The sequence below is a fragment of the Streptomyces sp. NPDC046915 genome, from assembly GCF_040644935.1.
Classification (GTDB): Bacteria; Actinomycetota; Actinomycetes; order Streptomycetales; family Streptomycetaceae; genus Streptomyces.
Genome location: NZ_JBEYXB010000010.1, coordinates 198,744 through 222,035, shown reverse-complemented (window position 1 = coordinate 222,035; position 23,292 = coordinate 198,744). Strand labels below are relative to the sequence as shown.

Sequence of the window (23,292 nt, the reverse complement as noted above, 5' to 3'; positions counted from 1 at the left end):
TGGCCGCTGATCAGCGGGAACCACACCAGGAGCAGCAGCCCGGACAGCGCGGCGGGCACCCGGACGTACAGCACCAGGTTGCGCCGCCCGACCGCGCCCAGCGCGCCTACGAGGGCGCGGTCGGCCGCCGCGTACAGCGGCAGCAGCACCAGGTCGTGCAGCAGCGCAGCCCCCACGAACCACAGCGCCACCTTGAACCAGTCGCCCGCGAGGAGCCGCAGCCCGGCGTATCCGGCGAGCGCGAACGAGCAGACGAGCAGCAGCAGTTGCAAGGGGCTGCCGAGCGGGATCCGGCGGGGCATCACAGGTCTCCGAAGGTCATCCGGGCCACCCACTTGGTGTTGAGCACACCGGGCGCCGCGGGCACGATGACCCGGGCCGGGAAGCCGTGGTCGGGGCTCAGGTCCTCGCCGTTGACGGCCAGGGCGAGCAGGGAGCGCGGGTCGGCGGTCTGGTTGGCGCGCAGGGCCGCCCGGCGGAAGCCGCCGTGCCGCTGGAGCGACTCGACGAAGACGTCGGGCGGGTCGTCGTACCCGACGAGGGCGGCGAGGTCGCGCAGCGGCACGCCCCGCCACCACTGGTCGGAGGTGGACCAGCCCTCGACGCAGGCGATCGGCAGCGCGGAGCTGTGCTGCGGCATGCGCAGCAGGTCGGCGCGGCTGAGCCGGACGGTGCCGGTGCGGCCGGTGACGACCAGCCGCCACGCCTCCTCGCTCGTCTCCGCCGTGTCGATGCCCGCGTACGCGGCCGTCTTGTTGATCTGGAAGCCGTTCGGTCCGCCGCCGGGCTCGGCGCCGCCGTGCGGGGTGAGCAGGGCGGTCCGGCGCAGCGGCCCGTCGAAGCTGCGGCCCGCGCTGGTCAGGAACAGCAGCAGCGAGCCGCCGCCGACCAGCCACAGCGCGCCGCGCCGTGAGACGGTGGGCTGATCCGGCCGCGGCGGGACCAGGTCCCCGGTCTCGCCCGCCTGCTCCGCCTCGCCGTCCTCGTCCCGCATCCGGCGCACGTTGCGCACCGCCGCCGGCAGCTTCAGCGCCGCGTGCGCGACGAACGCGGCGAAGAAGACCCAGGCGCCGTAGAAGTGCAGCGGGTAGAAGGACCCGGGGAAGACGTAGTCGAGCTGGACGTTGAGCACGCCGGTGGTGAACTCGAACAGGCCGCCGCCGACGAGCAGGAGCAGTGAGATCCGCTCCAGGGCGTGGGCGAGGGACCGGGCCGGCGGCAGGGCGAAGAGCCTCGGCACGACGGACCACAGTTTGGCCAGCAGCACCGGGATCAGGGTGAGGCCCAGCGTGACGTGGACGCCCTGGGTGAACCGGTACAGCCAGTACGGGTTCGTCGGCCAGGCGAACAGGTAGAAGCCGAGGATCCCCTTGTCCGGGGTCTGGTCGTTGACCGGCGCGAGGCCCGGGTTGTAGGCGGCGTACGACACCAGTCCCGTCACGAACAGCACGGTGACGCCGACGAGGAGGACGAGGCCGAGCACCGAGGTGAACCAGGGGCCGCGCAGCGGGCTGCGCCAGAAGCCGGGAGAGGTGGGGAGCCGTGGATCGCTCATGTTCCGACCGTAGGCCGATGGGGGCCCGCCGGCAGGCCCGCGACCCATGACGAAACGCTGACGTCCGCCGCGCGCACCGGCCCCGCGACCGCGGTGCGGCCTAGCGTTCCGGTGTGACCCGCCCTCTCCGCCGTGACCTGCGCGACCGCCGTGGCCCCCGCGACCGTCGTGACTCGCGCGACCGTCGCGATCTGTACGCCGTCGTGGCCGCCGTCCTGCTCGTACTCACCGCCGTCGTCGTCGGCCGCCGCATCCAGGGCAGCCGCCACACGCTGTTCGTCCACTGGCCCCCGCTGCACGCCGACTGGGACCCGCACCTCGGCCCCGGCACGCCGGCCGCCGTCCTGGTGGCGGCCGGGGTGGTGGCGTACGGGCCGGGGCTCGCGGCCCGGCTGCGCCCCGGGGCGCTGCTCGCCGCGGCCTGGGTGGCGGCCATGGCCTGGATCTGGTCCCTCGCGCTGGTCGACGGCTGGCAGCGGGGCGTCGCGGGCCGGCTCACCACCCGCACCGAGTACCTCCGGGCCGTCGGCCGTTTCGACGACATCCCGGCCGCCCTGCGGGACTTCACCCACCACATCGTGTGGGGCACGCCCGATCCCTGGCCCACCCATGTCGCCGGGCACCCGCCGGCCGCGACGCTGACGTTCGTCCTCCTCGACCGGATCGGGCTGCGCGGCGGCGGCTGGGCGGCGGTGTGGTGCGTCACGGTCGGTGCCACGGCCTGTGTGGCGGTCCTGGTCGCGGTACGCACGCTCGCCGGGGACGCTCCGGCGCGGCGGGCGGCACCGTTCCTGGTGCTGGCGCCGGCCGCGGTGTGGCTGGGCGTCTCGGCCGACGCGTACTTCGCGGCCGTCGCCTGCTGGGCCGTGGCGCTGCTCGCCCTCGCGGTGACCGGGCGGTCGGTGTGGTGGGCGGCGGGCTCCGGGCTGCTGTTCGGGCTCACCTGCTACCTCTCCTACGGCCTCACGCTCTTCGCGGTGATCCTGGCGGCGGTGCTGTTCCTCGGCCGGCACCGCGTCCGCGAGCGTCCGCTGCTGCTCGGGGCGGTGCTCGCCGGGGCGGCCGTGGTGCCGGCCGCCTTCAGCGCGGCCGGGTTCGACTGGTGGGAGGCCTACCACCTGCTGATCACGCGCTACTACCAGGGAGCGGGCGGCACCCGGCCCTACGGCTACTGGGTCTGGGCGAACCTGGCCTGCACGGTGGTGATCACCGGCCTCGCCACGCCGGCCGGTCTGGGCCGGGCCGGCGGCGCGCTCGCCCGCGAGCGCCGCGCCCCGCTCGACCGCCCGGCACCCGGGGCTCCCCCGGTGGCCGCCGCCGAGGCGCGCCTGGCCCTGCTCGTCCTCGCCGCCCTGCTGGCCCTCCTCGTCGCCGACCTGTCCGGCATGAGCAAGGCGGAGACGGAACGCATCTGGCTGCCGTTCGCGATGTGGCTCCTGCCGGCCTGCGCGTTCCTCACCCGGCCCCGGGTCTGGCTCGCCGCCCAGGCGGTCCTCGCCCTGCTGGTCAACCACCTGCTGCTCACCACCTGGTGAGCGGGGGTCGGGGCCTCTCGACGCGGGGCGGGTGAGCGGGCACAGTTCTCCCTACGTACCGGGCCTACCGACCGGTACATCCATGTCCCCTCCCCTCCAGGAGCGCCCGTGACCAGCTGGGCCGGCCGGACCGCCGCCGAGATCGCCGCCGCCGTACGCGACAAGCGGGTCACGCCCCGCGAGGTGGTGGCGGAGCACCTCGCCCGGATCGAGCGGCTCGGCCCCCGCACCGGCGCGTTCCGGACGGTGCGGGCCGAGGCGGCGTTGGTCGAGGCGGACGAGGTGGCGGGCCGCACCGATCTGGCGGAACTCCCGCTGGCCGGTGTGCCGGTGGCGGTCAAGGACAACCTGGCCGTACGCGGCGAGGCGACCCGCAACGGCTCCGCCGCGACCTCCGAGGCGCCCGCGGCCGGCGACCATGTCACCGTGGCCCGGCTGCGGGCGGCGGGCGCGGTGGTCGTGGGGCTGACGAACGTGCCGGAGCTGTGCGTCTTCGGCACCACCGAGGGCGTGCACGGCACCGCGCGCAACCCGTGGGACCTGTCGCGGACCGCGGGAGGCTCCTCCGGCGGCAGCGCCGCCGCGGTGGCCGCCGGCCTGGTGCCGGTCGCCCTCGGCAACGACGGCATGGGCAGTCTGCGCATCCCGGCCGCCAACTGCGGGCTGGTCACGCTGAAGCCGGGGCACGGGGTGGTGCCGGCGGGCATCGGCCACGGCGACTGGTTCGGCATGTCCGAGAACGGTCCGCTGGCGACCACGGTCGAGGACCTGCGGCTGATGCTGTCGGTCCTCGCGGACGCGGAGTTCGGGCCCCGGGCGGACCCCGCCCCGCTCGGCATCGCCGTGTCGCTGCGCAGTCCGCTGCTCGGGGTGAGCATCGGGAAGCCGTACACGAGCGCGGTGCGGGAGGCGGCGGGACTGCTGGCCGGGGCGGGGCACCGGCTGCGGCGCGCCGAGCCGCCGTATCCGGCGTCGCTGGGCGTCACCGCGCTGACGCACTGGACGGCGGGCACCGCGGTGGACGCCGAAGACCTGGACCCGGCGCGGCTGGCCCGGCGGACCCGGGTGCACGCGGCGGTGGGGCGCCGCTTCGTCCGCACGGTCCGCACCGGCGAGCAGCGGGAGCGGCTGCGCCGCCGCCTGGAGCCGTTCTTCGCCGAGCACGACGTGCTGCTCACCCCGGCCCTCGCCCGGCGCTCGCCCAAGGCCGGGCCCTGGCACGAGCGGGGCTGGCTGCGCAATGTGCTGGTCAACACGAACTACTCGCCGCTGACCCCGCCGTGGAATCTGACCGGCTGGCCGGCGATGTCCGTGCCCTTCGGGGCCCTGCCCTCCGGTGCGCCCGGCGCCGTACAACTGGTCACCCGTCCGGGGTCCGAGGGGCTTCTGCTGGAGGTCGCGGAGCAGCTGGAGGGCCTGCGCCCGTGGCAGCGGACGGCACCGATCGGCTGACGCGCGACCCGGCTTCCCTGATCGGCATGGGCGTCAGTCCCACACGCCCATGCCTTCGGCGATCGCGACGGGTCCGACCCCGTGGAGGGTCAGTCCACGCTCGGCAGGATGTGCGGTTCGGCGAGGTCGTCCTCGTAGCCCGCGAGGCGGATCGGGGCGGACCTGGCCCACACGTCGAGGCTGCCGAGCTCCGCGGGCCCGCGGCCCGCGCGCTCGGTGCGTTCCTTGGGGCGCTGATCGCGATTCGTCTTCTCCGGTGTCACCGCGCACTCCTTATGTGTCGGGTCACCCTCGGGGCGTACCGGACAGTCTGTGATCCGCCGCCTGACGCCCGCTTGGGTCTGGATAGAAGGCCAGTTCGGACGCGGTGGCGCCGGTAACTCGTACAAGAGCAGGCCGGTGTGCACCGGCTCGCCCCGGGACGGACCATGGGTGTGGGTGGGACCCCGTGCTGCTGTCCGCCTGCTCCAGATTAACCAAATGAGCGGGGGTCCGCTCGATAGGGAGTGCAAACAAGGTGTAACTTTCGCGCGTCATCTGGGCGACCGTCGGCCCGACTATGCACCCGTTTGCCCGACAATGCACCTTTTGAAATCCACTCGATCGGCCTACGCAATCGAACATATCTTCGGGATCCTTGGCGCGCAGCGGAGTCAAGCGTCGGCAACGCCGCTGACGGTCGCAGACGTCGCGCAGTTCAAGTGCCGTTGGCCGAGTGGAAAGCCGGCCATGATCTCCTGGCGGGCGGCAACGGCTGTCTCGCGGGAGGACTGACGCATGGAGCTGCGCAGCGTCGAGGAGCTGATGGATCTGCTGTACGCCTGCCGGTACGACACCGGGCTGCGCACCGCCGCGCTGCTGCGGCGCGCCCGGCCGGCCGACAAGGAACTCCAGGTGGCCGGGCTGGTCTCGGGAATCGGACGGCTGCTCGGGCCCGGTGACCGGGCGGGTCAGGCGGACGCCGCGGCCCGCGCGGTGCGCTCACTGCTCGGGGAGCGGGTGTGCCGGCTCGTGCGCGGGCAGCCCGGCGATGCCGGTCCCGGCGACGACGATCTGCTGCGCCTGCGTCATGCCGTCGAGGAGGGCGCGGTCGTCGCTTTCGACGCCGGGGTCCTGGAGGACTGGCGCACGGTGCTGGAGCTGGTGGCGGCGCGCAACTCCCGCCTGGGAGCGGTCGACTGACGGCCGCGGACACGGCAGCGAGCGCCGGGTGCCCGAGGTCGGGTCGGTGACGCGGTTTGCCCCCCGAGGGGCCACAGGCCCGGGATGGTGGACCTGTGTGGAATCGAACCACGAAGAACGCGTTACCTGCGCACCGGGCACTTCGGCGCTTCGTCCCCCAGGGTAGGGCGCCGCTGCCCGAACAGGCCAACGGTTTAACGCCCGTTGGGCCTGTTCGGGCGCCGAATCACCACTTGCCCGGCGCGTAGTCCTTCAGGAAGACGCCGTACAGGTCCTCGCCCGCCTCGCCGCGCACGATCGGGTCGTAGACGCGAGCCGCGCCGTCGACCAGGTCGAGCGGGGCGTGGAAGCCGGCCTCGGCCAGGCGCAGCTTGTCGTAGTGCGGACGCTCGTCGGTGATCCAGCCGGTGTCGACGGAGGTCATGAGGATGCCGTCGGTCTGGAACATCTCCTGGCCGCTGGTCCGCGTGACCATGTTCATGGCCGCCTTGGCGGCGTTGGTGTTCGGGTGCCCGGCGCCCTTGTAGCCGCGGCTGAAGACACCTTCCATCGCCGAGACGTTGACGACGTACGCACGGCCGCTGGCGGCCTTCTTCGCGGCGTCCGCCATCGCCGGGCGCAGGGCGCTGATCAGGATGAACGGCGACGTGTAGTTGCACAGCTGGGTCTCCAGCAGCTCGACCGGAGCGATCTGGTCGATGGTCTGCACCCAGGTGTTGGTCTCGACGACGTCGGGGACGAGACCGCCCGCGTCGATGGCGGTGCCGTCGAGGTGCCGGGCGACGCTGGCGTTGCCCGCGACGAGCGCGAGGTCGGCGACCTTCTGTGCGTCCAGGCCGCTGGTGCCGAGGGGCAGTGCGGCGATGCCGTCGACGGCGCCGGAGCCGAAGGCGCCGATGACGTGGTGGGCGGGGAGTTCCCCGGCGGGCAGCGGGGCGCTCTCGCCCTCGACCAGGGCCGCGTACGCGGAGGGCAGGCGGCGCACGGTCTGCGTCGCGTTGTTGACCAGGATGTCGAGCGGGCCCGCCGCGGCGACCTGCTCGGCGAGGGCCACGGCCTGCGCCGGGTCGCGCAGGTCGATCCCGACGACCTCCAGCCGGTGCATCCAGTCCGCCGAGTCGTCCATGGCCTTGAAGCGGCGGATGGCGTCCTTGGGGAAGCGGGTCGTGATCGTGGTGTGGGCGCCGTCGCGCAGCAGCCGCAGCGCGATGTACATGCCGATCTTGGCGCGGCCGCCGGTGAGCAGCGCGCGCTTGCCGGTGAGGTCGGCCCTGGCGTCGCGCTTGACCCGGTTCGTCCGGGCGCAGTCCGGACAGAGCTGGTGGTAGAAGTAGTCGACCTCGACGTACCGGGTCTTGCAGGTGTAGCAGGAGCGCGGGCGCTGGAGTATCCCCGCGATCCTGCCCTCCTCGGTGATCGACGACGGCAGGATGCCCTCCGTCTCGTCGTCGATGCGCTGGGCGGAGCCGGTCGCGGTGGCCTCGGTGACCGCCTTGTCGTGTGCCGTCTTGGTGGCCCGGCGCTCCTGGCGGCGGCGCTGCTTGACCGTGCGGTAGATGCCGGCCGTGGCCCGGCGCACCGCGATGGCGTCGGGGTGGTCGACCTCCAGCTTGCCGAGCTCCTCGAGCACACCGAGGCAGACGGCCAGGCGCTCGGGGTCGATGCCGGGGCCGTAGACCGCCTCGTCCTCGGCCATCGGGCCGTCCTGTGTCACCGTCATCGCGCTGCCGCTTCCCTGATCACCTGCGCAGCGCTCCGACTCGCGCCCGCCTCCGAACGGGGGATTTTACGGCAGCGCGGGCCCCCACCGCCAAACCGCTCCGCTCGGACCGCGCGACCCGGACCACCACCGCCCCCGCCACGCGGCAACCCACCGGCCGGGACCGGCCGGGACGTGCGAGTACGCGCACGTCACCTCCCGGACCGGCCGGCCCGGGCCCGGCGCCGGTCTGCGCCCCCTTCAGGGAACGCAGACCGCGAGCAGGGTTTCCACCTCGTCCGTCACCGCCCGGGCCAGACGGTCCAGGTCCGGTACGGCCTCGGCGTCGGCGACGAGGCCGTAGTGGACGCGGCCGCGGTAGGTGGAGATCGCGACGGCGAGGGACTGGCCGGGGGCGAGCGGGGCGAAGGGGTAGACCGCGGTCAGGGGGTGTCCGCCGAGCCGGAGGCCGAGGCCGGGCAGCGGCACGCTGGTGACCAGGATGTCGAACCACAGCCGGGCGGCCTGGCCGACGAGCGGTCCGCCGAGCCGGTGGCCGAGGGCGGGCACGTGGTCGGCGAGCAGCGCGACGGCGCCCGCGCCCCGGTTGGGGCCGGCGTCCTTGTTGCGGTCCATCGCCGTACGGACCCGGGCGAGGCGGGCGAGCGGGTCGGGGTCGCCGACCGGGAGCCGTATCAGGTAGCCGGAGAGCCGGTTGCCCTGTGGGTGCGCGGTGCGCGGGCGGCGCCGGGAGACCGGGATCAGGGCGCGTGGCGCCACGCCCTCGCTGCCGTCGCCGCGCTCGTCCAGCCAGCGGCGCAGGGCGCCCGCGACGACGGCGATGAGGACGTCGTTGACGGTGCCGCCGACGGCCTTGCGCACCCGGTGCACATCGTCGATGTCCAGGTCGACCCCGGCGGTGCGCCGGGTGCCGCTGGAGCCGGAGGCCAGCGCCGCGGAGGAGGCCACGCCCAGGGTGGACAGGGCGACGGAGGCGCCGATGTCCAGGGCCCGGCCCACGTCGGACAGCGTGCCGCGCAGCACACCCGGCAGCCGGCCGGGAAGTCCGCGCAGGTCGGCCAGCAGCCCGCGCGGCGGCTCGACGGGGCGTGGGCGGCGCGCCGGCAGGTCCATCGGGTCCAGCACGGCGGCGGCCAGCGTCAGTGCCCTGAGGCCGTCGGCCAGCGCGTGGTGGAACTTGAACAGGACCGCGAAGGACACCCCGTCCTCGCCGGGCAGGACGTGCGCCTCCCAGGGGGCCCGGGCGCGCTCCAGCGGGCGTTCCATGAGCCGGCCGGCCACGGCGTGGAAGTCGCCGGTCGGGGCGTGCAACCGCACGTGGTTGAGCGGGTCGAAGCCGGGGTCCTCCTCACGGGCCGCGCCGCCGAAGGAGCCCAGTCGGCCCGGCCGGCGCAGGTCGAGCGGCTGCCACACGTCGCGGATGCGCATTCTGAGACCGGGCACGGCGGCGGCACGGGCGGCGAGCAGGTCGGCCGCGTGGGCGCCGGCGGTGGGCGAGTGCGCCGCGAAGACGCCGAGCGCGCCGAGGTGCATCGGGTGCCGGTCGGATTCGATGTTCCAGAACGCCAGGTCGAGAGGAGCGAGCGGGTCGGAAGTCAATGGCTTGCCTCGCGTCGACGGGTGGGGGGTGAGTCTGAAGTCAATCCTCGCTAGGCGATTACGGTCAAGTACGGTCAGGCTACGCTCAGTTAACAGCAGATTAAGTCCCGCCCCTGGCGAAACGGGCGGGACACACGGGACGCCTGAGGTCACTTCAGCGCCGGAGGCGCCGCCTGGGGTGACGTACCCCACTCCGACGGGCGCGGGCCGACCGTGAACGCCAGGGAGCGCAGGGACCGCAGCTCACGGGTGGTCAGATAGGTCCGGTGATGGGCCGCCCCGCCCGCGCGCACCGCCTGGACGTAGCGGTCGGTCGCCGAGGTCCCCGGCGCGGTGACCGTGAAGGTGCCGCGGGGCCAGTAGCGGCGGTCCAGCGTGAGGTCGACCCGGTCGAACACGGGCGTGGACAGTCCCCAGGTGCCGTAGCCGGGCTGCACCGGGAAGAGACCGATCGACGACAGCACGTGCCAGGCGGACATCGTGCCGAGGTCGTCGTTGCCGGTCATACCGGTCGGGGTGTCCGTGAACAGGGTCAGCGCGGCGTGCACCACGTCGGTCGTCTTCCACGGCTCGCCGGTCGAGAGATAGGTGTACGGCGCGATGAGGTCGGGCTCGTTCTGCGGGTTGTACTTGTCCGCGTTGTAGTAGTCGTAGGCACCGCCGTGCACCCACACCTCACGCGCGGTCCGGGCCGGGTCCGCGACCAGCCTGTCGTAGGCGAAGAACGCGTCGAGCCGGTCGTTCGCCGCGTGCTCGCCGCCGATCAGGCCGACCATGCCGGGGATGTCCTGCGGCACCAGCCACTGGTACTGCCAGGCGGTGCCCTCGTGGAAGCCCACGCTGCCGGCCGGGTCGGCCGGGCCGGTGAATGCGCCGGCGGCGTCCCGGGCCCGGAAGAAGCCGGTCGAGGGGTCGAAGACGTTGCGGTAGCTGCGCGACCGGGCCGCATAGCGGGCCGCGTCCTCGTGGTGGCCTAGGGCGCGGGCCATCTGCGCGAGCATCGCGTCCGAGAGGGCGTACTCCAGGGTGACGGAGGCTCCCTGGTGGTAGTCGGAGTCGCCCGGCTTCGTGCGCGGGCGATCCTTGATGTACGGCGCGAATCCGCCCGCGAGGTACTCCGCGTTGGCCTCCCGGCCCACACCCGGGTAGCCGGCGGGCGGCACGCCGTCGGCGTTCTTCCGCAGCGCCCGGTAGGCCCGCTCCTCGTACCCCTTGAGCAGGCCCGTCTGGTAGGCGGTGGTCAGGAACGGGGTCACCGGGTCGCCGGTCATGATGTTCGTCTCGACGGGCCCGTAGCCCCACTTGGGCAGCCAGCCGCCGTCCTCGTCGACCCTGACCACCGAGATCGCCATGTCCCGCGCCTCCCGGGGTGCGAGCAGGGCGAGGAGCTGGCACTGGGTGCGGTAGGTGTCCCACAGCGACCAGTTCTGGTAGTACGTGAAGCCCTCGGCCCGGTGGATCCGCCGGTCCCAGCCGGTGTAGCGGCCGTCCGCGTCGCTGCCGGTGCTGGGGGCGAGGAAGGACCGGTACAGCGACGAGTAGAAGGTGCGGCGCAGGGTCGCGTCACCGCCCCGGACCCGGACGGCGCCGAGACGCCTCTCCCAGGCCTGCCGGGCCCGCTCGCGGACGGTGTCGAAGGAACGTCCGCCCTCGGCGCGCAGATTGACCTCGGCGCCGCGCGCGTCGACGTACGACAGGGCGGTGGCCGCCTCGACGGTGCGGTCCCGGGTGGCGTCGAAGCGTACGTAGGCGCCGCCGTGCCCCTTCCGGGAGCCCGCGGTGACCGTGGCGCCGTCCCAGGTGCCGTACGCGGTGAAGGGCCGGGAGAAACGGGTGACCGTGTACACGGTGTACGGGCCGGTCTCCCGGCAGAAGCCGTGGCCGGTGATCGTGGTGCGCACGGTCCGGTCGTCGAGGATCTCCACCGAGCTGGTGACCGGCTTGTGCAGCGCCTGCGCCGCGTTCAGCAGGACGTTGGCGTGGTCGGTGGCGGGGAAGGTGTAGCGCTGCACGCCGGTGCGCTCGGTGGCCGTGAGCTCGGCCTCGATCCCCGAGTCCAGGCCGACCCGGTAGTAGCCGGGGCTCGCCGTCTCGTCCTGGTGCCGGAAGCCGGCCGCGTACCGGGCGTAGTCGGTCTCCGTGACCTCGCCGGTGGTCGGCAGCACGGGCAGGTCGCCGCCGATCCGGCAGCCGACGCCCGAGAGGTGGACCAGGGAGAAGCCGCGGATGTGGTCCTGGGAGTGGTCGTAGCCGGTGCTGTGCCCGGTGTCGGGCGAGAGCTGCACCATGCCGAAGGGCACGGCCGCGCCGGGGAAGGTGTTGCCCTCGTTCTGGGTCCCGATGAAGGGGTTGACCAGGTCGGTGAGGTGGCCGTCGGACGGCTCTGCGGCCCGTGCGGCGGGGGTGGCGAGCAGCGCGGACGCCGCCATCACCCCGGCCAGGAACAGCCGCGGGCGCCGGGTCCCTCTCATATGACCTCCGGAGGTTCGACATCGTTGTCCGCATCCTGCGGGCCGGAGGCCGTGAAGCCGGGGAGGGCGCGCGGATCGCGCGGAACGCGTCGCGCGCCAACAATGGAGGCAGCCCCCTCCGCGGAGGGAGGACGGCACCCTCAGCGGGAAGAAGGCGAGGACGATGCCGAAGGTTTCCAGGGACACGGCCACGCAGGGCGGCGACTACGGCCCGGTGGTCGACCACTCCGAGGACCTCGAGCCCTACACGGTGGACTTCCTGACGTTCCGCGAGGACGTCGACCACACCTCGCTGCTCCAGGGACTGCCCGAGCACCGCTGCCAGTGCGCGCACTGGGGATACGTCTTCAAGGGCGAGCTCACGTTCCGCTACCCGGACCACGACGAGGTGTACCGCGGCGGGGAAGCCTTCTACGCCCCGCCGGGGCACGTGCCCGTGCACACCGAGCCCGGCAGCGAGTACCTCCGGTTCAGCCTCGCCGACGACCTGCGCCGGACGAGCGAGGTGACCATGACCCACTTCCCGCCGCTGTCCGGCTGAGCCGCTACGGCACCTGCTGCCCCTTGCCGAGCGCGATCACCCCGCCCTTGGACACGGTGTACAGCTCCGCGTCCCGCTCCGGGTTGACGCCGATCGTCGCGCCGGGCGGCACCTCGACGTTCTTGTCGAGGACCGCCCCGCGCACGACCGCGCCCCGGCCGATGCGGACGTTGTCGTGCAGCACGGAGCCCTGGACGACCGCGCCCGGATCGACCCGTACGCCCGGGGAGAGCACGGACCGGGTGACCTGGCCGCGGATCAGGCAGCCCGCGCTGATGATGGACTCGCTCGCGATACCACCGGCGTTGAAGCGGGCGGGCGAGAGCTGGCCGGAGTGGGTGTAGACCGGCCACTGGCGGTTGTAGAGGTTGAAGGCGGGGCGCTCGGCTATCAGGTCCATGTGGGCGTCGTAGTAGGCGTCGAGGGTGCCGACGTCCCGCCAGTAGCCCTGGTCGCGGATGGTCTCGCCGGGGACGTGGTTGGCGCTGAAGTCGTACAGCTGCGCCTCGCCGCGGGCGGTGAGCTGGGGCAGGATCGAGCCGCCCATGTCGTGCACCGAACCGTCGTCCTCGGCGTCCCGGTGCAGGGCCTCGATCAGGGCCTTGGTGGTGAAGATGTAGTTGCCCATCGAGGCGAACACGCACTCCGGGTCGTCCGCGAGGCCCGGCGGATCGGCGGGCTTCTCCAGGAAGCGCTCCACGGTCTGCCCGTCGGAGCCCGGGGTGATCACGCCGAAGGAGGAGGATTCCGAGCGCGGGACGCGGATCCCGGCCACCGTCACACCCGCGCCGCCCTCGATGTGCTGCCGGAGCATCTGCCGGGGGTCCATGCGGTACACGTGGTCGGCGCCGAACACCGCGACGTACTCTGGCCCGTCGTCGTGCACCAGGTTCAGCGACTGGAGGATGGCGTCCGCGCTGCCCAGGTACCAGCGCGGGCCGAGCCGCTGCTGGGCCGGGACCGGGGTGACGTAGTTGCCGAGCAGGCTGGACATCCGCCAGGTGGTGGTGATGTGCCGGTCCAGCGAGTGCGACTTGTACTGGGTCAGCACACAGATGCGCAGGATGTCACCGTTGACGAGGTTGGACAGTACGAAGTCGACGAGGCGGTAGGTACCGCCGAAGGTGACCGCTGGTTTGGCGCGGTCCGCGGTCAGCGGCATCAGGCGTTTGCCCTCTCCGCCCGCCAGGACGATTCCGAGCACCGAAGGTCCGCCACGACGCATGGCCGCTCCCCTCACCGTGGTTGACACCATGCCTGCCCCGGGTGGCGCGGGCTAAGCCTGCTTGAGGATCTCCTCGTACAGCCGCACCGTGCGCCGGGCCACCGCGTCCCAGCCGAACACGCCCACCGCGCGCTCCCGTCCGGCCTCGCCCATCCGCGCGGCCGCCCGCGGATCGCCGAGGACGGTGTCCAGCGCGCGGGCGAGGCCCCTCTCGAAGTCGTCGTCGGCCGCCACGAGGAGGCCGGTCACCCCGTCCTCCACCACCTCGGGGATGCCGCCGACCCGGGAGGCCACGACCGGCGTGCCGCAGGCCATCGCCTCCAGGTTGACGATGCCGAGCGGTTCGTACACCGACGGGCAGACGAACACGGCGGCGTGCGTGAGGAGTTGGATCACCTCCGCGCGCGGCAGCATCTGCGGGATCCAGTGCACGCCCGCGCGGACGCGGCTGAGCTCCTGGAACAGGTCGCGGAACTCCCGGTCGATCTCCGGGGTGTCGGGCGCCCCCGCGCACAGCACGACCTGCGCGGCCGGGTCGATGTCGCGGACCGCCCGCAGCAGATGGGGCACACCCTTCTGGCGGGTGATGCGGCCGACGAACAGCACGTAGGGCCGGTCGGGGTCGAGGCCGACGCGGCGCAGCACGTCGGTGCCGGGATCCGGCCGGTAGAGAGTGGTGTCGATGCCGTTGTGCACGACGTGCACGCGCGCCGGGTCCAGCGCCGGGTAGCAGCCGAGGATGTCCTCGCGCATGGCGCCCGACACCGCGATCACCGCGTCGGCGGCCTCGACCGCGGTGCGCTCCGCCCATCCGGACAGGGCGTATCCGCCGCCGAGTTGCTCGGCCTTCCAGGGGCGCAGCGGCTCCAGCGAGTGGGCGGTGACCACGTGCGGGACGCCGTACAGCAGTTTGGCGACATGGCCCGCGAGGTTGGCGTACCAGGTGTGGGAGTGGACGAGTTCGCGGCCCTCCAGCGCGCCGGCCATGGCCAGGTCCACGGAGAGGGTGCGCAGCGCGTCGTTGGTCCCGTCCAGCACGGACCACGGCCGGTGGCGTACGACGCCGACCCCGCGGCCCTCGCCCCAGCAGTGCACCTCGAGGTCCACCAGGGGCCGCAACTCCCGGGCCAGGAACTCGACGTGGACGCCCGCTCCGCCGTACACGTCCGGGGGGTACTCCCGGGAAAGCAGTCCCACTCGCACCGGCAACTCCCTGGTCTCACACGGCCGGACTCCCATGGTCACCCAGATGCGGCGCGCGGGGAAGGGCGCGGCGGTCGTGGGAAACAACAGTCACCGCAGACACCGCCGCCCGGCACCCGGTAGTACAGGCAGCAGCTGCGGCGGCGGAAGCCGGTGCCGGTGAGGGTGCCGGTGGTGCTCAGCAGGGGGTGGGTGAAGAGGGCGGCGGTGAGGGTACGGGCCCGGTCGGCCACGTCCGTACGGCCGTTCGTCCGCGCCCACCGGTCGAGCCCGCGGGCCGCGCCGGCCAGCGCGGAGCCGGCGTTGCCCCGCAGCAGTCCCGTCGCGACCCCGTAGCGGGCCCCTAGGGCGTCCCCTAGGGGCCCGAGGTGGGCGTGCAGTACGGCGTCCGCGAGCGTGTCGGCGTCCGCGGGGTTCGCGTCTCCCGGGATCGGGCGCACCTCGGTCAGCCACAGGTCGTCGGGCGCGGTCGCGGCGAAGTCCCAGAGCAGCAGCGCCGGGTCCAGGCCGGGGAGGCGGCCGTACAGGGCGGCACAGCCGAGGGCCGCCGACCACAGACGGGCCGCGAGTCCCTGGTGGGCGATCGACGCGGCGACCCGCGGTTCGGGGGTGCGCAGCCGGCGGGCGACGGTCTCGACCCGCGCGGTCAGGGCACTTCGCCGCAGGTGGGACGCCGTGCCCGCGTAGGTCTGCGCGAGCGTCGGCAGCGGGCCGGGCGGGGCCGCGCCGGTGCTCGCGGTCGTACGCAGGACGAAGAAGCCGCCGAGCGGGCGGAGCGCGGCGAGTTGGGGGTCGAGGTCCACGGACGAGAGTAGTACCAGGGCCGGCCCGGGCCCCGTCGAGGCGGTGTCCACCCCGCGTCGCCCACCCTGGGGAGGATCGGGCGCCACGCGTACTCCATCGGCAGTAGGACCCATTGCCTGCTCAGGGACGACGACGGGAAGAAGCCGAGCGGGCAGAGTGTTCGTCATGGAAGCCGACCGTTCGCCGCGCCGGGCCCCGGGCCCCCGCCCCACGCAGAGGAGCCGTTGATGAGCGCCCTCGCGTTGTCCGTGCTGCTGTCGTTCGTCTCCGCCGTCGCGTACGCGGGCGGGGCGATCGTGCAGGAGCAGGTGGCGCTGTCCTCCCCCAACGGGCAGTACGCGCCGCTGCGCCGCCCGAGTTGGTGGGCGGCGCTCGCGCTGAACGGCCTCGGCGGAGTGCTGCACGTCGTCGCGCTGGCCTACGGTCCGCTCAGCCTGGTGCAGCCGCTGGGCGCGCTGACCATCGTCTTCGCGCTGCCCATGGCCGCGCTGTTCGTCGGCCGCAAGGCCGGGGCGACCGCCTGGCGCGGTGCCGTCATGGCCACCGTCGGACTGGCCGGCCTGCTCTCCCTCGTCGGCACCAGCGCCGACGGTCACGCACTGGACGCGGCCCAACGGGTCGGCGTCGCGCTGGTCACCGGCGGGGCGGTCGTCGCGCTGATGATCGCCGGCCGCGCCGCGCACCGGCACCCGGCGGTGCGCAGCGTGCTGCTCGCCACCGGCTCCGGCATAGCCTTCGGCATGTCGTCGGTGTTCACCAAGACCGTCGCGGTCGACTGGACCGGCGGCGTCTCGGCGGCGGACCTGCCCTCCCTGGGGATGATCGGCGTCTTCGCCGTCGCGGGCGTGCTGCTGTCGCAGGCGGCCTACCGGGGCGGCGGCCTCGCGGCGCCGCTCGCCACGCTCACGGTGGTCAACCCGGTGCTGGCCGCCGCGGTCGGCATCACGATGTTCGGCGAAACCTTCCGGTACGGCGCCACGGGCACCGCGCTCGCCCTGAGCTGCGGCGTGGTGGCGGCCGGTGGCCTGATCCTGCTGACGACGGAGCGGCTGGAGCACGCTCCGGACGCCCCGCACGCCACGGAGACAGGGGCGGAGGCCGCGGCCGGACCGGAGCTGTCGCCGGAACCCGAGCTGGTGCCGGAGCCGGCGGCTGACACGGCCGGCGACCCGGTGTCACCGCTCGGCGGTCTCGGCCTCGGGGAGGCGCCCATGGCGTTCCCCCAGCAGCGCACCGCGGAGCCCCTGGGCGACACGGCCCAGGGGGACACCGTGATGGCGGACACCGTGATGGCGGACACCGTACTGTCGGACGCCGCCGTGCCGGACACCGTCCCGGACGATGTCGAGAGCCTGGTCGACGACGTCGCGATCCTGATCCCGGCCCCCTACGCGAGCCTGTACGTCCCGTTGCCGGTGCTCGAACGGCACCGCGCGAGGGTCAGATCCTGACGCCGCCGGCCCGGAGATAGGCGACCGGGTCGACGTCCGAACCGAAACCGGGCCCCGTCCGCACCTCGAAGTGCAGATGCGGGCCCGTGACGTTCCCGGTGGCCCCCGAGCGGCCGATGCGCTGGCCCTCGCCCACCGACTGCCCGGCCTTCACGGAGATGGCCGACAGATGGGCGTACTGGGAGTAGCGGCCGTCGGAGTGCCGGATCACGACCTGGTAGCCGTACGAGCCGCCCCAGCCCGCGGCGACCACATGACCGGCCGCGACCGCCTTGACGGAGGTGCCGGTGGGTACGAGGAAGTCGACGCCGGTGTGGTAGCCCTTCGACCAGTGCGAACCGGCGGCGTGGTAGGGCGTGCCCATGGCGGCGTCGACGGGGGCGACGAGCGAGTGGCTGCTCGTGGACGTGGAGTGGGTGTGGTGCGTGGAGTGGCCGTGGTGCGTGGACGCCTTCTTCTGCGAAGGCTCCTTCTTCTTCGCGGACTTGGCCGGGGTGCGGGTGTCGGCGGCCGGGGACGCCTTGGCGTGCAGGCTCAGCCGCTGCCCGGGGATGATCAGGTCGGGATCGGATCCGATGGTCGTGCGGTTGCCCGCGTACAGCCGCTGCCAGCCGCCCCGCACCTGCTCGTCGGCGGCGATCTGGGAGAGCGTGTCGCCGTGCACCACCGTGTACATCTCGGCCTTGCCGGCCCGGGACTGCGGGGTGGTCTGCGGCTGGACGTCCTTCACGGAGCTGTGCGAGCTGTGCGAGCTGTGCGTGGTCTTCGCCGGGTGGGTCGCGCCGCCGTCGGGGTGGACACCGGGTGTGCCGCCGCCCCGGGTGAGGCCGGCGTGTACCGAGCACACCGGCCAGGCGCCGGGTCCCTGTCCGTCGAGGACCTTCTCGGCGACGGCTACCTGCTGGTCACGGGTGGCGAGGTCGGCGCGGGCCGCGTACGCGGTGCCTCCGTAGGCCTCCCAGGTGGACTGGGTGAACTGGAGTCCGCCGTAGTAGCCGTTGCCCGTGTTGATGCTCCAGTTGCCGCTGGACTCGCACGCGGCGACCTTGTTCCAGGTGGCCGCGTCGGCCGCGGCGGCGCTGCCGGCGGCGACGAGGGGGATGGCGAGGCCCGCGCCGCCCGCGGTGACGGTGAGCGAGGCGCGGTTGATCCTGTTCGGCTGATACCGGCGGTGCCGACCGCGTACGGCCATGTCTCAAGCCCCCTAGCCATGCGTCAGGAGCGGCAAAAGTAAGCGCTGCGAACAGGCCATGACAAGACGGCAATCGGCCGCCTCCGGCGTCCAAGTGGCCGGGAATCGGCCCCCCTTGCCGGGACCGCGTCCGGCCGGTCCGGGGTCGCGGTGAGGCGAGGGGCGCCTTCCGTGCGTAATCAAGCCTGGCGGGTCGGATGTGCGCCCGCCGTAGCGGCACGTCAGGATGGGCTGAGGGCACCACTGCGGCAATACTGGCGGGGCCGTACTCACGAGGTAGTTAGGGAGCAGGCGGTATGAGCACTTCAGCCCAGATCGGCGTCACGGGACTCGCGGTGATGGGCCGCAACCTGGCCCGGAACTTCGCGCGCAACGGCTACACGGTCGCGCTGCACAACCGGACGGCGTCGCGCACGCACGCCCTGGTGGAGGAGTTCGGGGACGAGGGCGACTTCATCGCGGCCGAGACCGCCAAGGAGTTCGTGGCGGCACTGGAGCGGCCGCGCCGGCTGGTCATCATGGTCAAGGCCGGTGGTCCGACGGACGCGGTGATCGAGGAGTTCGCGCCGCTCCTGGAGCCCGGCGACATGATCATCGACGGTGGCAACGCGCACTTCGCGGACACCCGCCGCCGGGAGAAGGCGCTGCGCGAGCAGGGCATCCACTTCGTCGGCATGGGCGTCTCCGGCGGCGAGGAGGGCGCGCTGCACGGCCCGAGCATCATGCCGGGCGGCCCGAGGGAGTCGTACGACTCCCTCGGCCCGATGCTGGAGAAGATCTCGGCGAAGGCGGCGGACGGGGCGCCCTGTGTGACGCATGTCGGCCCGGACGGCGCCGGTCACTTCGTGAAGATGGTGCACAACGGCATCGAGTACGCCGACATGCAGCTGATCGGCGAGGCGTACCAGTTGCTGCGCGATGTCGCCGGGTACTCCCCCGCGCAGATCGCGGACATCTTCCGGACCTGGAACCAGGGCCGACTGGACTCCTACCTGATCGAGATCACCGCCGAGGTGCTGTCCCACGTGGACGAGGCCACCGGCAAGCCGTTCGTGGACGTGGTGGTCGACCAGGCCGAGCAGAAGGGCACCGGCCGCTGGACCGTGCAGATCGCGCTCGACCTCGGTGTTCCGGTCTCCGGCATCGCCGAGGCGGTCTTCGCCCGTTCCCTCTCCGGCCACGCGGCGCTGCGCGAGGCCTCGCGGGACCTGGCGGGGCCGAAGCCGGCCGCGCTGAACGAGGCGGAGGCGGGGGCCTTCGCGGACCGGGTGGAGCAGGCGCTGTACGCCTCGAAGATCGTGTCGTACACGCAGGGCTTCCACGAGATCGACGCGGCGCGCGGGGAGTACGACTGGAACATCGATCTGGGCGCCGTCTCCGCGATCTGGCGCGGCGGCTGCATCATCCGCGCGGCCTTCCTGGACCGCATCCGTGCCGCGTACGACGCCCGGCCCGACCTGCCGAGCCTGCTGTCGGACGAGACCTTCGCGCAGGAGATCGCGGCGGCCCAGGACGACTGGCGCGAGGTGCTCGTCGCCGCGACCCGGCAGGGTGTGGCCACTCCCGGCTTCGCGGCGGCCCTCGCGTACTACGACGCCCTGCGCGCCGAGCGTCTGCCCGCCGCGCTCACCCAGGGCCAGCGGGACTTCTTCGGTGCGCACACCTACCGACGCGTCGACCGGGACGGCTCCTTCCACACGCTGTGGGGCGGGGACCGCTCGGAGGTGTCCGCGTAGGTCTCCGTAGGTCTCCGGCAGGAGGGCGTACGTGACGGTGGGCGGCCCGGGTGGCCGCCCACCGGCGTGTTGGTCCCCCGCCGGGTCAGGTCAGCGGCGGTCCCGGCTCGGGGTCGGGAACCGGCTCGGGGCCGGGCGGGACCGGGGACGGCGAGGGCTCCGGCGGGCCGCCCGGCTCGGGCGGCGGCTGCGGAACGGGGTTCGGCCCCGGCACCGGGGGCGGCGCGGGAGCGGGGGACGGCTCGGGCGGCGGGACCGGGTTCGGGGGCGGTTCCGGGCGCTGCGGGTCCGGGCCCGGCGTCGGTCCGGGCCGGACCGGATCGGGGTACGGGTTCGTCATGGTGCCCTCCGGCCAGTCACTCGACGTGGGCTCTGGACTACTCCCCCACGTACCCGACGGGCCGCTCCGCCACTCACCCGCCGGGGGTGTGGCGGAGAGCGGCCGGGCGGCCGCCCGTCCCCTGTCCGCCGCTCCCCCGTTCCTCAGAACCGGCCCGGATGCGCCACCAGCCACGCCTTCGCGGCGCCCAGCAGTTCCGGGTCGGGCGCCGGGGCGACGTCCGGGTGCCGCGCGGCCCACTTGACGACGTACGGGCACAGCGGGGCCACCGGGACGCCCTCGTGCTCGGCGATGGTGTAGAGCTCGCGGGCGAGGGAGCCGGCGATGCCCTTCCCCTCGTGGGCCGGTTCCACGATCGTGTGCACGGGCACGAACGCCCGCTGGGAGGCGTCGAGGACGAAGTACTCGATCCGCCCGACGACCTCACCGCCGGCCACCGCCTCGAGGCGCCCGGCCGTCCGGTCGTCGCGGATGTCGATGTCGCTCATGGGCACGCTCCTGATGGCGTCGGTCAGGCCCGTACGGCCTGCGGGCTGCGCTGCTGGTCCGAGCCCGGCACCGGCTCGGACGCGTCCGCGCCCAGGGCCACGATCCGGTTGTCGCGGTCGACGTGCACGACCCGCGGCTCCAGCGCCCGCGCCTCGGCGTCGGTCACCTGAGCGTAACTGATGATGATCACCAGATCCCCGGGATGCACGAGGTGCGCGGCGGCACCGTTGATCCCGACGACCCCCGACCCGCGCTCCCCCTCGATGGCGTACGTCTCCAGGCGCGAGCCGTTGGTGATGTCGACGATGTGCACGAGCTCACCGGGCAGCAGGTCGGCGGCGTCGAGCAGGTCGGCGTCGATGGTCACCGATCCCACGTAGTGCAGGTCGGCCTGGGTGACGGTGGCGCGGTGGATCTTGGACTTGAACATTGTACGCAACATCGGGGCACTCCCACAAGTAGGCTCCCTGCCTGCATTTTTGCAGGTCAAGGGCTGTTTCGACACCCTACAACGAGTCGCATGTTCGGGCAGCTGTCCCCAGGTTTTTCAGGACTCATGCTGACCACTTGCTGACTTTCCTGACACCCCGTCAGGTGACTGGAGGAGGGCTTCGCCCACTCTCGCGGACCCAGCGTGGCGACGACCCAAGCCTACGTAGCACCCCCCGAAGGACGTCCGTGATCACCGTCACGCGAACGGTCTGGACGGCAGTCAGGGGAGGCGCTCGACCGGAAGTCGGGCCACGCGCCGTCATGGGTCAGCTGGCCCAGGCCCCTCGTATCCCGCCTCAAAGGAGGAGGCGCCCACAGCTCCATCAATTTGAGTGACCGAAGCAGCGCGGCAACATAGCGACGGATCGCCGGTTAGCCAAACCGGCGATTCTCACGACCATGGCTGTGGCTCGTCCGGTGACTCTTGGCGGTGGCACAGGGCGGGCGTCAAGGACGTTTGGAATTCGACCAGAGCAGAGCGCGAACCGCTGCCGCGATCAGGCTCAGGCCAGCCTCAAGGAGTCATCTTGCCCGTGGGACCGCAGTCGCACCCCGACGAGACCCGCACCGATATCGACTCGTCGCGCAGGCGCCGTAGCGTCGAGCCCGTCCTTATGGACACCTATGAGGTCGCTGCGATGCTCAATATGTCCACGAGCTGGGTCTATAGGGAGGCATCGAAACTGGGCTTGAAGGGCTACAAGCTCGGCCGAGGCAGGAACGCCAAGGTCCTGTACAAGAGGGCCGAGGTCTTCAAGTGGCTGGAGCAGCAGAAGATCCATTAGAAGCGGGCAGATTCCTGCCCGCCCCGCACTCGCAGACACCCAGCAGTCGTCGACCCAGCGGCTGCTGGAGATCCCGGTGCCCCGACTTCCTCACGGCCGGTTTCGGCTTGCATCGCGTTGCTCGGCGTCCTGATCAGGACGAAAGCACGTCAGGCTGACCTCTTGGCCGATTAGAGTGTGGCGGGCAAGAGCGCCGATCGGGTGAGGCGCGGTGGAAAGGTGAGTCGGTGCGGATGAGCGGGGTGCCCACGCGGATCGGCCGGTACACGGTGGCGCGGGAGCTCGGCTCGGGCGGGATGGGTGAGGTCTATCTCGCCTACACGCCCGCAGGTGATCCGGTCGCGGTGAAGGTGATTCGCAACGACAAGCTCGACCCGCTGACGCGTGCGCGCTTCGAGAAGGAGGCGCTGATCGCCCGCACGGTGATCGGCACGAACCGGGTGGCCCGCTTCCTGGACGCGGATCCTTATGCAGACCGGCCTTGGCTGGCCATGGAGTACGTGGCCGGTCGCACGCTGCTGGCCTGTGTGGACAGCGACGGTGTACTTCCGCTGCCGCTGGCGGCCAGCCTCGGGGCGTTGCTCGCCGAAGGCTTGTCGGCAGTCCACGCGGCGGGGTTGCTCCATCGAGACCTGAAGCCGCAGAACGTCATCCTGGGCGATGACGGCCCGATGATCATCGACTTCGGTCTGGGCGCGTTCATGGACTCCTCTCAGGAGACGCTGTCACACAGTGGCATGATCATCGGCACCGTCCGGTGCATGCCTCCGGAGCAGGCCGGCGGCCATCCGCAGGTGTCACCCGCGGCAGATGTGTACGCGCTGGGCACGGTCCTGCTGTACGCGGCGGCCCGCCATTATCCGTACGACGGATCGCGCTGGGAAGCAATCGCGGCACAAGTCACCAATCCCGAGATCGCTCCCGATCTTTCTGGTGTGCCTGCGCCGCTGGTGCCCCTGCTGGAGTCGATGCTCGCCCACACGCCGGAGGAGCGGCCGACTCTGCCAGCGGTCTCCGAAGCGTGCGCGAGGGTCCTCTCCGACTCCGGGGCGACACCGGCGGCTGCCCGGCTCGCGCTGATCGCCCACACCAAGGGGGGCGAGGCTCCGTCGTCCCCTGGTGAGCCGCCGACGGTGCCGTTCGAGAAGCTCATCCACGAGCAGGCTGATCTTGTCGAGAACAGTGAACCGGTGAGCCCGCTCGACGACCCGCCGCGGGCTTCACAGGCCGAAGCCGACGAACCGGAGCGGGAGCCAGAAGAGCCTGAGGTTCTCCTGCCCAAGCCGACTTTGGGGTCCGGAAGGCGGAGCGACCCTCCGAAGGCTGGCGCGGCCCGAGGACGCCTCTTGGCGTCGAAGCGGATCGCGGACGAGCTGCGCGCGTTGTATGCCGCCGATCCCGTTCTGTGACTCCTGCATTGACGGTGCTGGGTGAGATTCTTTGTCGGAATGGCGCGCTGGGACGGCGTAGTCCGTCGCTTGCAGGCGTGTGGGGTGTGTGCGGCCGTCGGTGGCCGCTGG

Annotated in this window: 20 protein-coding genes; 8 read left to right on the top strand and 12 right to left on the bottom strand. The window is 72.7% G+C overall.

All coding sequences use genetic code 11. From position 1 onward, the window contains the following. Window positions 1-301: 301 nt before the first annotated feature. Window positions 302-1,555, bottom strand: a complete 1,254-nt coding sequence (locus ABZ915_RS26335) for a molybdopterin-dependent oxidoreductase (RefSeq protein WP_361807917.1) — start codon at window positions 1,553-1,555, stop codon at window positions 302-304. 137 nt (window positions 1,556-1,692) lie between these two features. Here ABZ915_RS26335 and ABZ915_RS26330 point away from each other — a divergent pair, with 137 nt between their 5' ends. Further along, window positions 1,693-3,090 carry a hypothetical protein gene (locus ABZ915_RS26330; RefSeq protein WP_361808314.1) on the top strand — a complete coding sequence of 466 codons (1,398 nt, stop codon included), beginning with the start codon at window positions 1,693-1,695 and terminating at the stop codon, window positions 3,088-3,090. 108 nt (window positions 3,091-3,198) lie between these two features. Beyond that, the gene (locus ABZ915_RS26325; RefSeq protein WP_361807914.1) at window positions 3,199-4,542 is read left to right on the top strand and encodes an amidase family protein; all 1,344 of its coding nucleotides are present in this window, start codon (window positions 3,199-3,201) and stop codon (window positions 4,540-4,542) included. Window positions 4,543-4,631: 89 nt separating this feature from the next. Here the strand turns inward: ABZ915_RS26325 and ABZ915_RS26320 are convergent, their stop codons facing one another. Further along, window positions 4,632-4,805, bottom strand: coding sequence for a hypothetical protein (locus ABZ915_RS26320; protein WP_361807911.1), 174 nt, complete (start codon window positions 4,803-4,805; stop codon window positions 4,632-4,634). Window positions 4,806-5,319: 514 nt separating this feature from the next. Between ABZ915_RS26320 and ABZ915_RS26315 the strand changes: the two genes are divergently transcribed. Further along, window positions 5,320-5,724, top strand: a complete 405-nt coding sequence (locus ABZ915_RS26315; RefSeq protein ID WP_361807908.1) for a hypothetical protein — start codon at window positions 5,320-5,322, stop codon at window positions 5,722-5,724. Window positions 5,725-5,950: 226 nt separating this feature from the next. On the opposite strand, the gene ABZ915_RS26310 is transcribed toward ABZ915_RS26315, so the two are convergent. From ABZ915_RS26310 to ABZ915_RS26300, 3 genes are all read right to left on the bottom strand, one after another. Next, the gene (locus tag ABZ915_RS26310; protein ID WP_361807905.1) at window positions 5,951-7,444 is read right to left on the bottom strand and encodes an SDR family NAD(P)-dependent oxidoreductase; all 1,494 of its coding nucleotides are present in this window, start codon (window positions 7,442-7,444) and stop codon (window positions 5,951-5,953) included. 240 nt (window positions 7,445-7,684) lie between these two features. Further along, window positions 7,685-9,043 (bottom strand): wax ester/triacylglycerol synthase family O-acyltransferase, encoded by a 1,359-nt coding sequence (locus ABZ915_RS26305; RefSeq protein WP_361807902.1) that lies wholly within the window; start codon window positions 9,041-9,043, stop codon window positions 7,685-7,687. Between the two features lie 149 nt (window positions 9,044-9,192). Continuing rightward, entirely contained in the window at window positions 9,193-11,514 is a 2,322-nt protein-coding gene (locus ABZ915_RS26300; RefSeq protein ID WP_361807899.1) for a GH92 family glycosyl hydrolase, read from the bottom strand. Between the two features lie 163 nt (window positions 11,515-11,677). On the opposite strand from ABZ915_RS26300, the gene ABZ915_RS26295 reads away from it, so the two are divergent. Then, window positions 11,678-12,055 (top strand): hypothetical protein, encoded by a 378-nt coding sequence (locus ABZ915_RS26295; protein WP_361807896.1) that lies wholly within the window; start codon window positions 11,678-11,680, stop codon window positions 12,053-12,055. A gap of 4 nt (window positions 12,056-12,059) precedes the next feature. Here ABZ915_RS26295 and glgC read toward each other — a convergent pair whose 3' ends face one another. Genes glgC through ABZ915_RS26280 form a run of 3 tightly spaced genes read right to left on the bottom strand, consistent with a single transcriptional unit; the run spans window position 12,060 to window position 15,286 of the window. Continuing rightward, a complete protein-coding gene (gene glgC / locus ABZ915_RS26290) occupies window positions 12,060-13,280 on the bottom strand; it encodes a glucose-1-phosphate adenylyltransferase (protein ID WP_361807893.1) in 1,221 nt (406 codons plus the stop codon). A 51-nt stretch (window positions 13,281-13,331) separates the two neighbouring features. After that, window positions 13,332-14,483 (bottom strand): glycogen synthase, encoded by a 1,152-nt coding sequence (gene glgA / locus ABZ915_RS26285; protein ID WP_361807890.1) that lies wholly within the window; start codon window positions 14,481-14,483, stop codon window positions 13,332-13,334. 38 nt (window positions 14,484-14,521) lie between these two features. Then, complete coding sequence (locus tag ABZ915_RS26280; protein ID WP_361807887.1) at window positions 14,522-15,286, bottom strand: (2Fe-2S)-binding protein; 765 nt, start codon at window positions 15,284-15,286, stop codon at window positions 14,522-14,524. A 228-nt stretch (window positions 15,287-15,514) separates the two neighbouring features. Between ABZ915_RS26280 and ABZ915_RS26275 the strand changes: the two genes are divergently transcribed. Beyond that, window positions 15,515-16,738 (top strand): DMT family transporter, encoded by a 1,224-nt coding sequence (locus ABZ915_RS26275; RefSeq protein ID WP_361807884.1) that lies wholly within the window; start codon window positions 15,515-15,517, stop codon window positions 16,736-16,738. On the opposite strand, the gene ABZ915_RS26270 is transcribed toward ABZ915_RS26275, so the two are convergent. After that, on the bottom strand, window positions 16,728-17,930 hold the full coding sequence (locus ABZ915_RS26270; RefSeq protein WP_361807881.1) for a transglycosylase family protein: 1,203 nt from the start codon (window positions 17,928-17,930) through the stop codon (window positions 16,728-16,730). The genes ABZ915_RS26275 and ABZ915_RS26270 overlap by 11 nt on opposite strands. 296 nt (window positions 17,931-18,226) lie before the next feature. On the opposite strand from ABZ915_RS26270, the gene gndA reads away from it, so the two are divergent. After that, window positions 18,227-19,666, top strand: coding sequence for an NADP-dependent phosphogluconate dehydrogenase (gndA, locus tag ABZ915_RS26265; RefSeq protein ID WP_361807878.1), 1,440 nt, complete (start codon window positions 18,227-18,229; stop codon window positions 19,664-19,666). An 85-nt stretch (window positions 19,667-19,751) separates the two neighbouring features. Here gndA and ABZ915_RS26260 read toward each other — a convergent pair whose 3' ends face one another. The 3 genes from ABZ915_RS26260 to panD all read right to left on the bottom strand — a co-directional run bounded on the left by ABZ915_RS26260 (window position 19,752) and on the right by panD (window position 20,937). Then, window positions 19,752-20,006 (bottom strand): hypothetical protein, encoded by a 255-nt coding sequence (locus ABZ915_RS26260; RefSeq protein ID WP_361807875.1) that lies wholly within the window; start codon window positions 20,004-20,006, stop codon window positions 19,752-19,754. A gap of 143 nt (window positions 20,007-20,149) precedes the next feature. Further along, the gene (locus ABZ915_RS26255; protein ID WP_361807872.1) at window positions 20,150-20,494 is read right to left on the bottom strand and encodes a GNAT family N-acetyltransferase; all 345 of its coding nucleotides are present in this window, start codon (window positions 20,492-20,494) and stop codon (window positions 20,150-20,152) included. Window positions 20,495-20,517: 23 nt separating this feature from the next. Further along, the gene (gene panD, locus ABZ915_RS26250) at window positions 20,518-20,937 is read right to left on the bottom strand and encodes an aspartate 1-decarboxylase (protein WP_361807869.1); all 420 of its coding nucleotides are present in this window, start codon (window positions 20,935-20,937) and stop codon (window positions 20,518-20,520) included. Window positions 20,938-21,520: 583 nt separating this feature from the next. Here panD and ABZ915_RS26245 point away from each other — a divergent pair. Beyond that, window positions 21,521-21,772, top strand: coding sequence for a helix-turn-helix domain-containing protein (locus tag ABZ915_RS26245; protein WP_130329698.1), 252 nt, complete (start codon window positions 21,521-21,523; stop codon window positions 21,770-21,772). Between the two features lie 233 nt (window positions 21,773-22,005). After that, window positions 22,006-23,181 carry a serine/threonine-protein kinase gene (locus ABZ915_RS26240; protein WP_361807866.1) on the top strand — a complete coding sequence of 392 codons (1,176 nt, stop codon included), beginning with the start codon at window positions 22,006-22,008 and terminating at the stop codon, window positions 23,179-23,181. The last annotated feature ends 111 nt before the right edge of the window (window positions 23,182-23,292 follow it).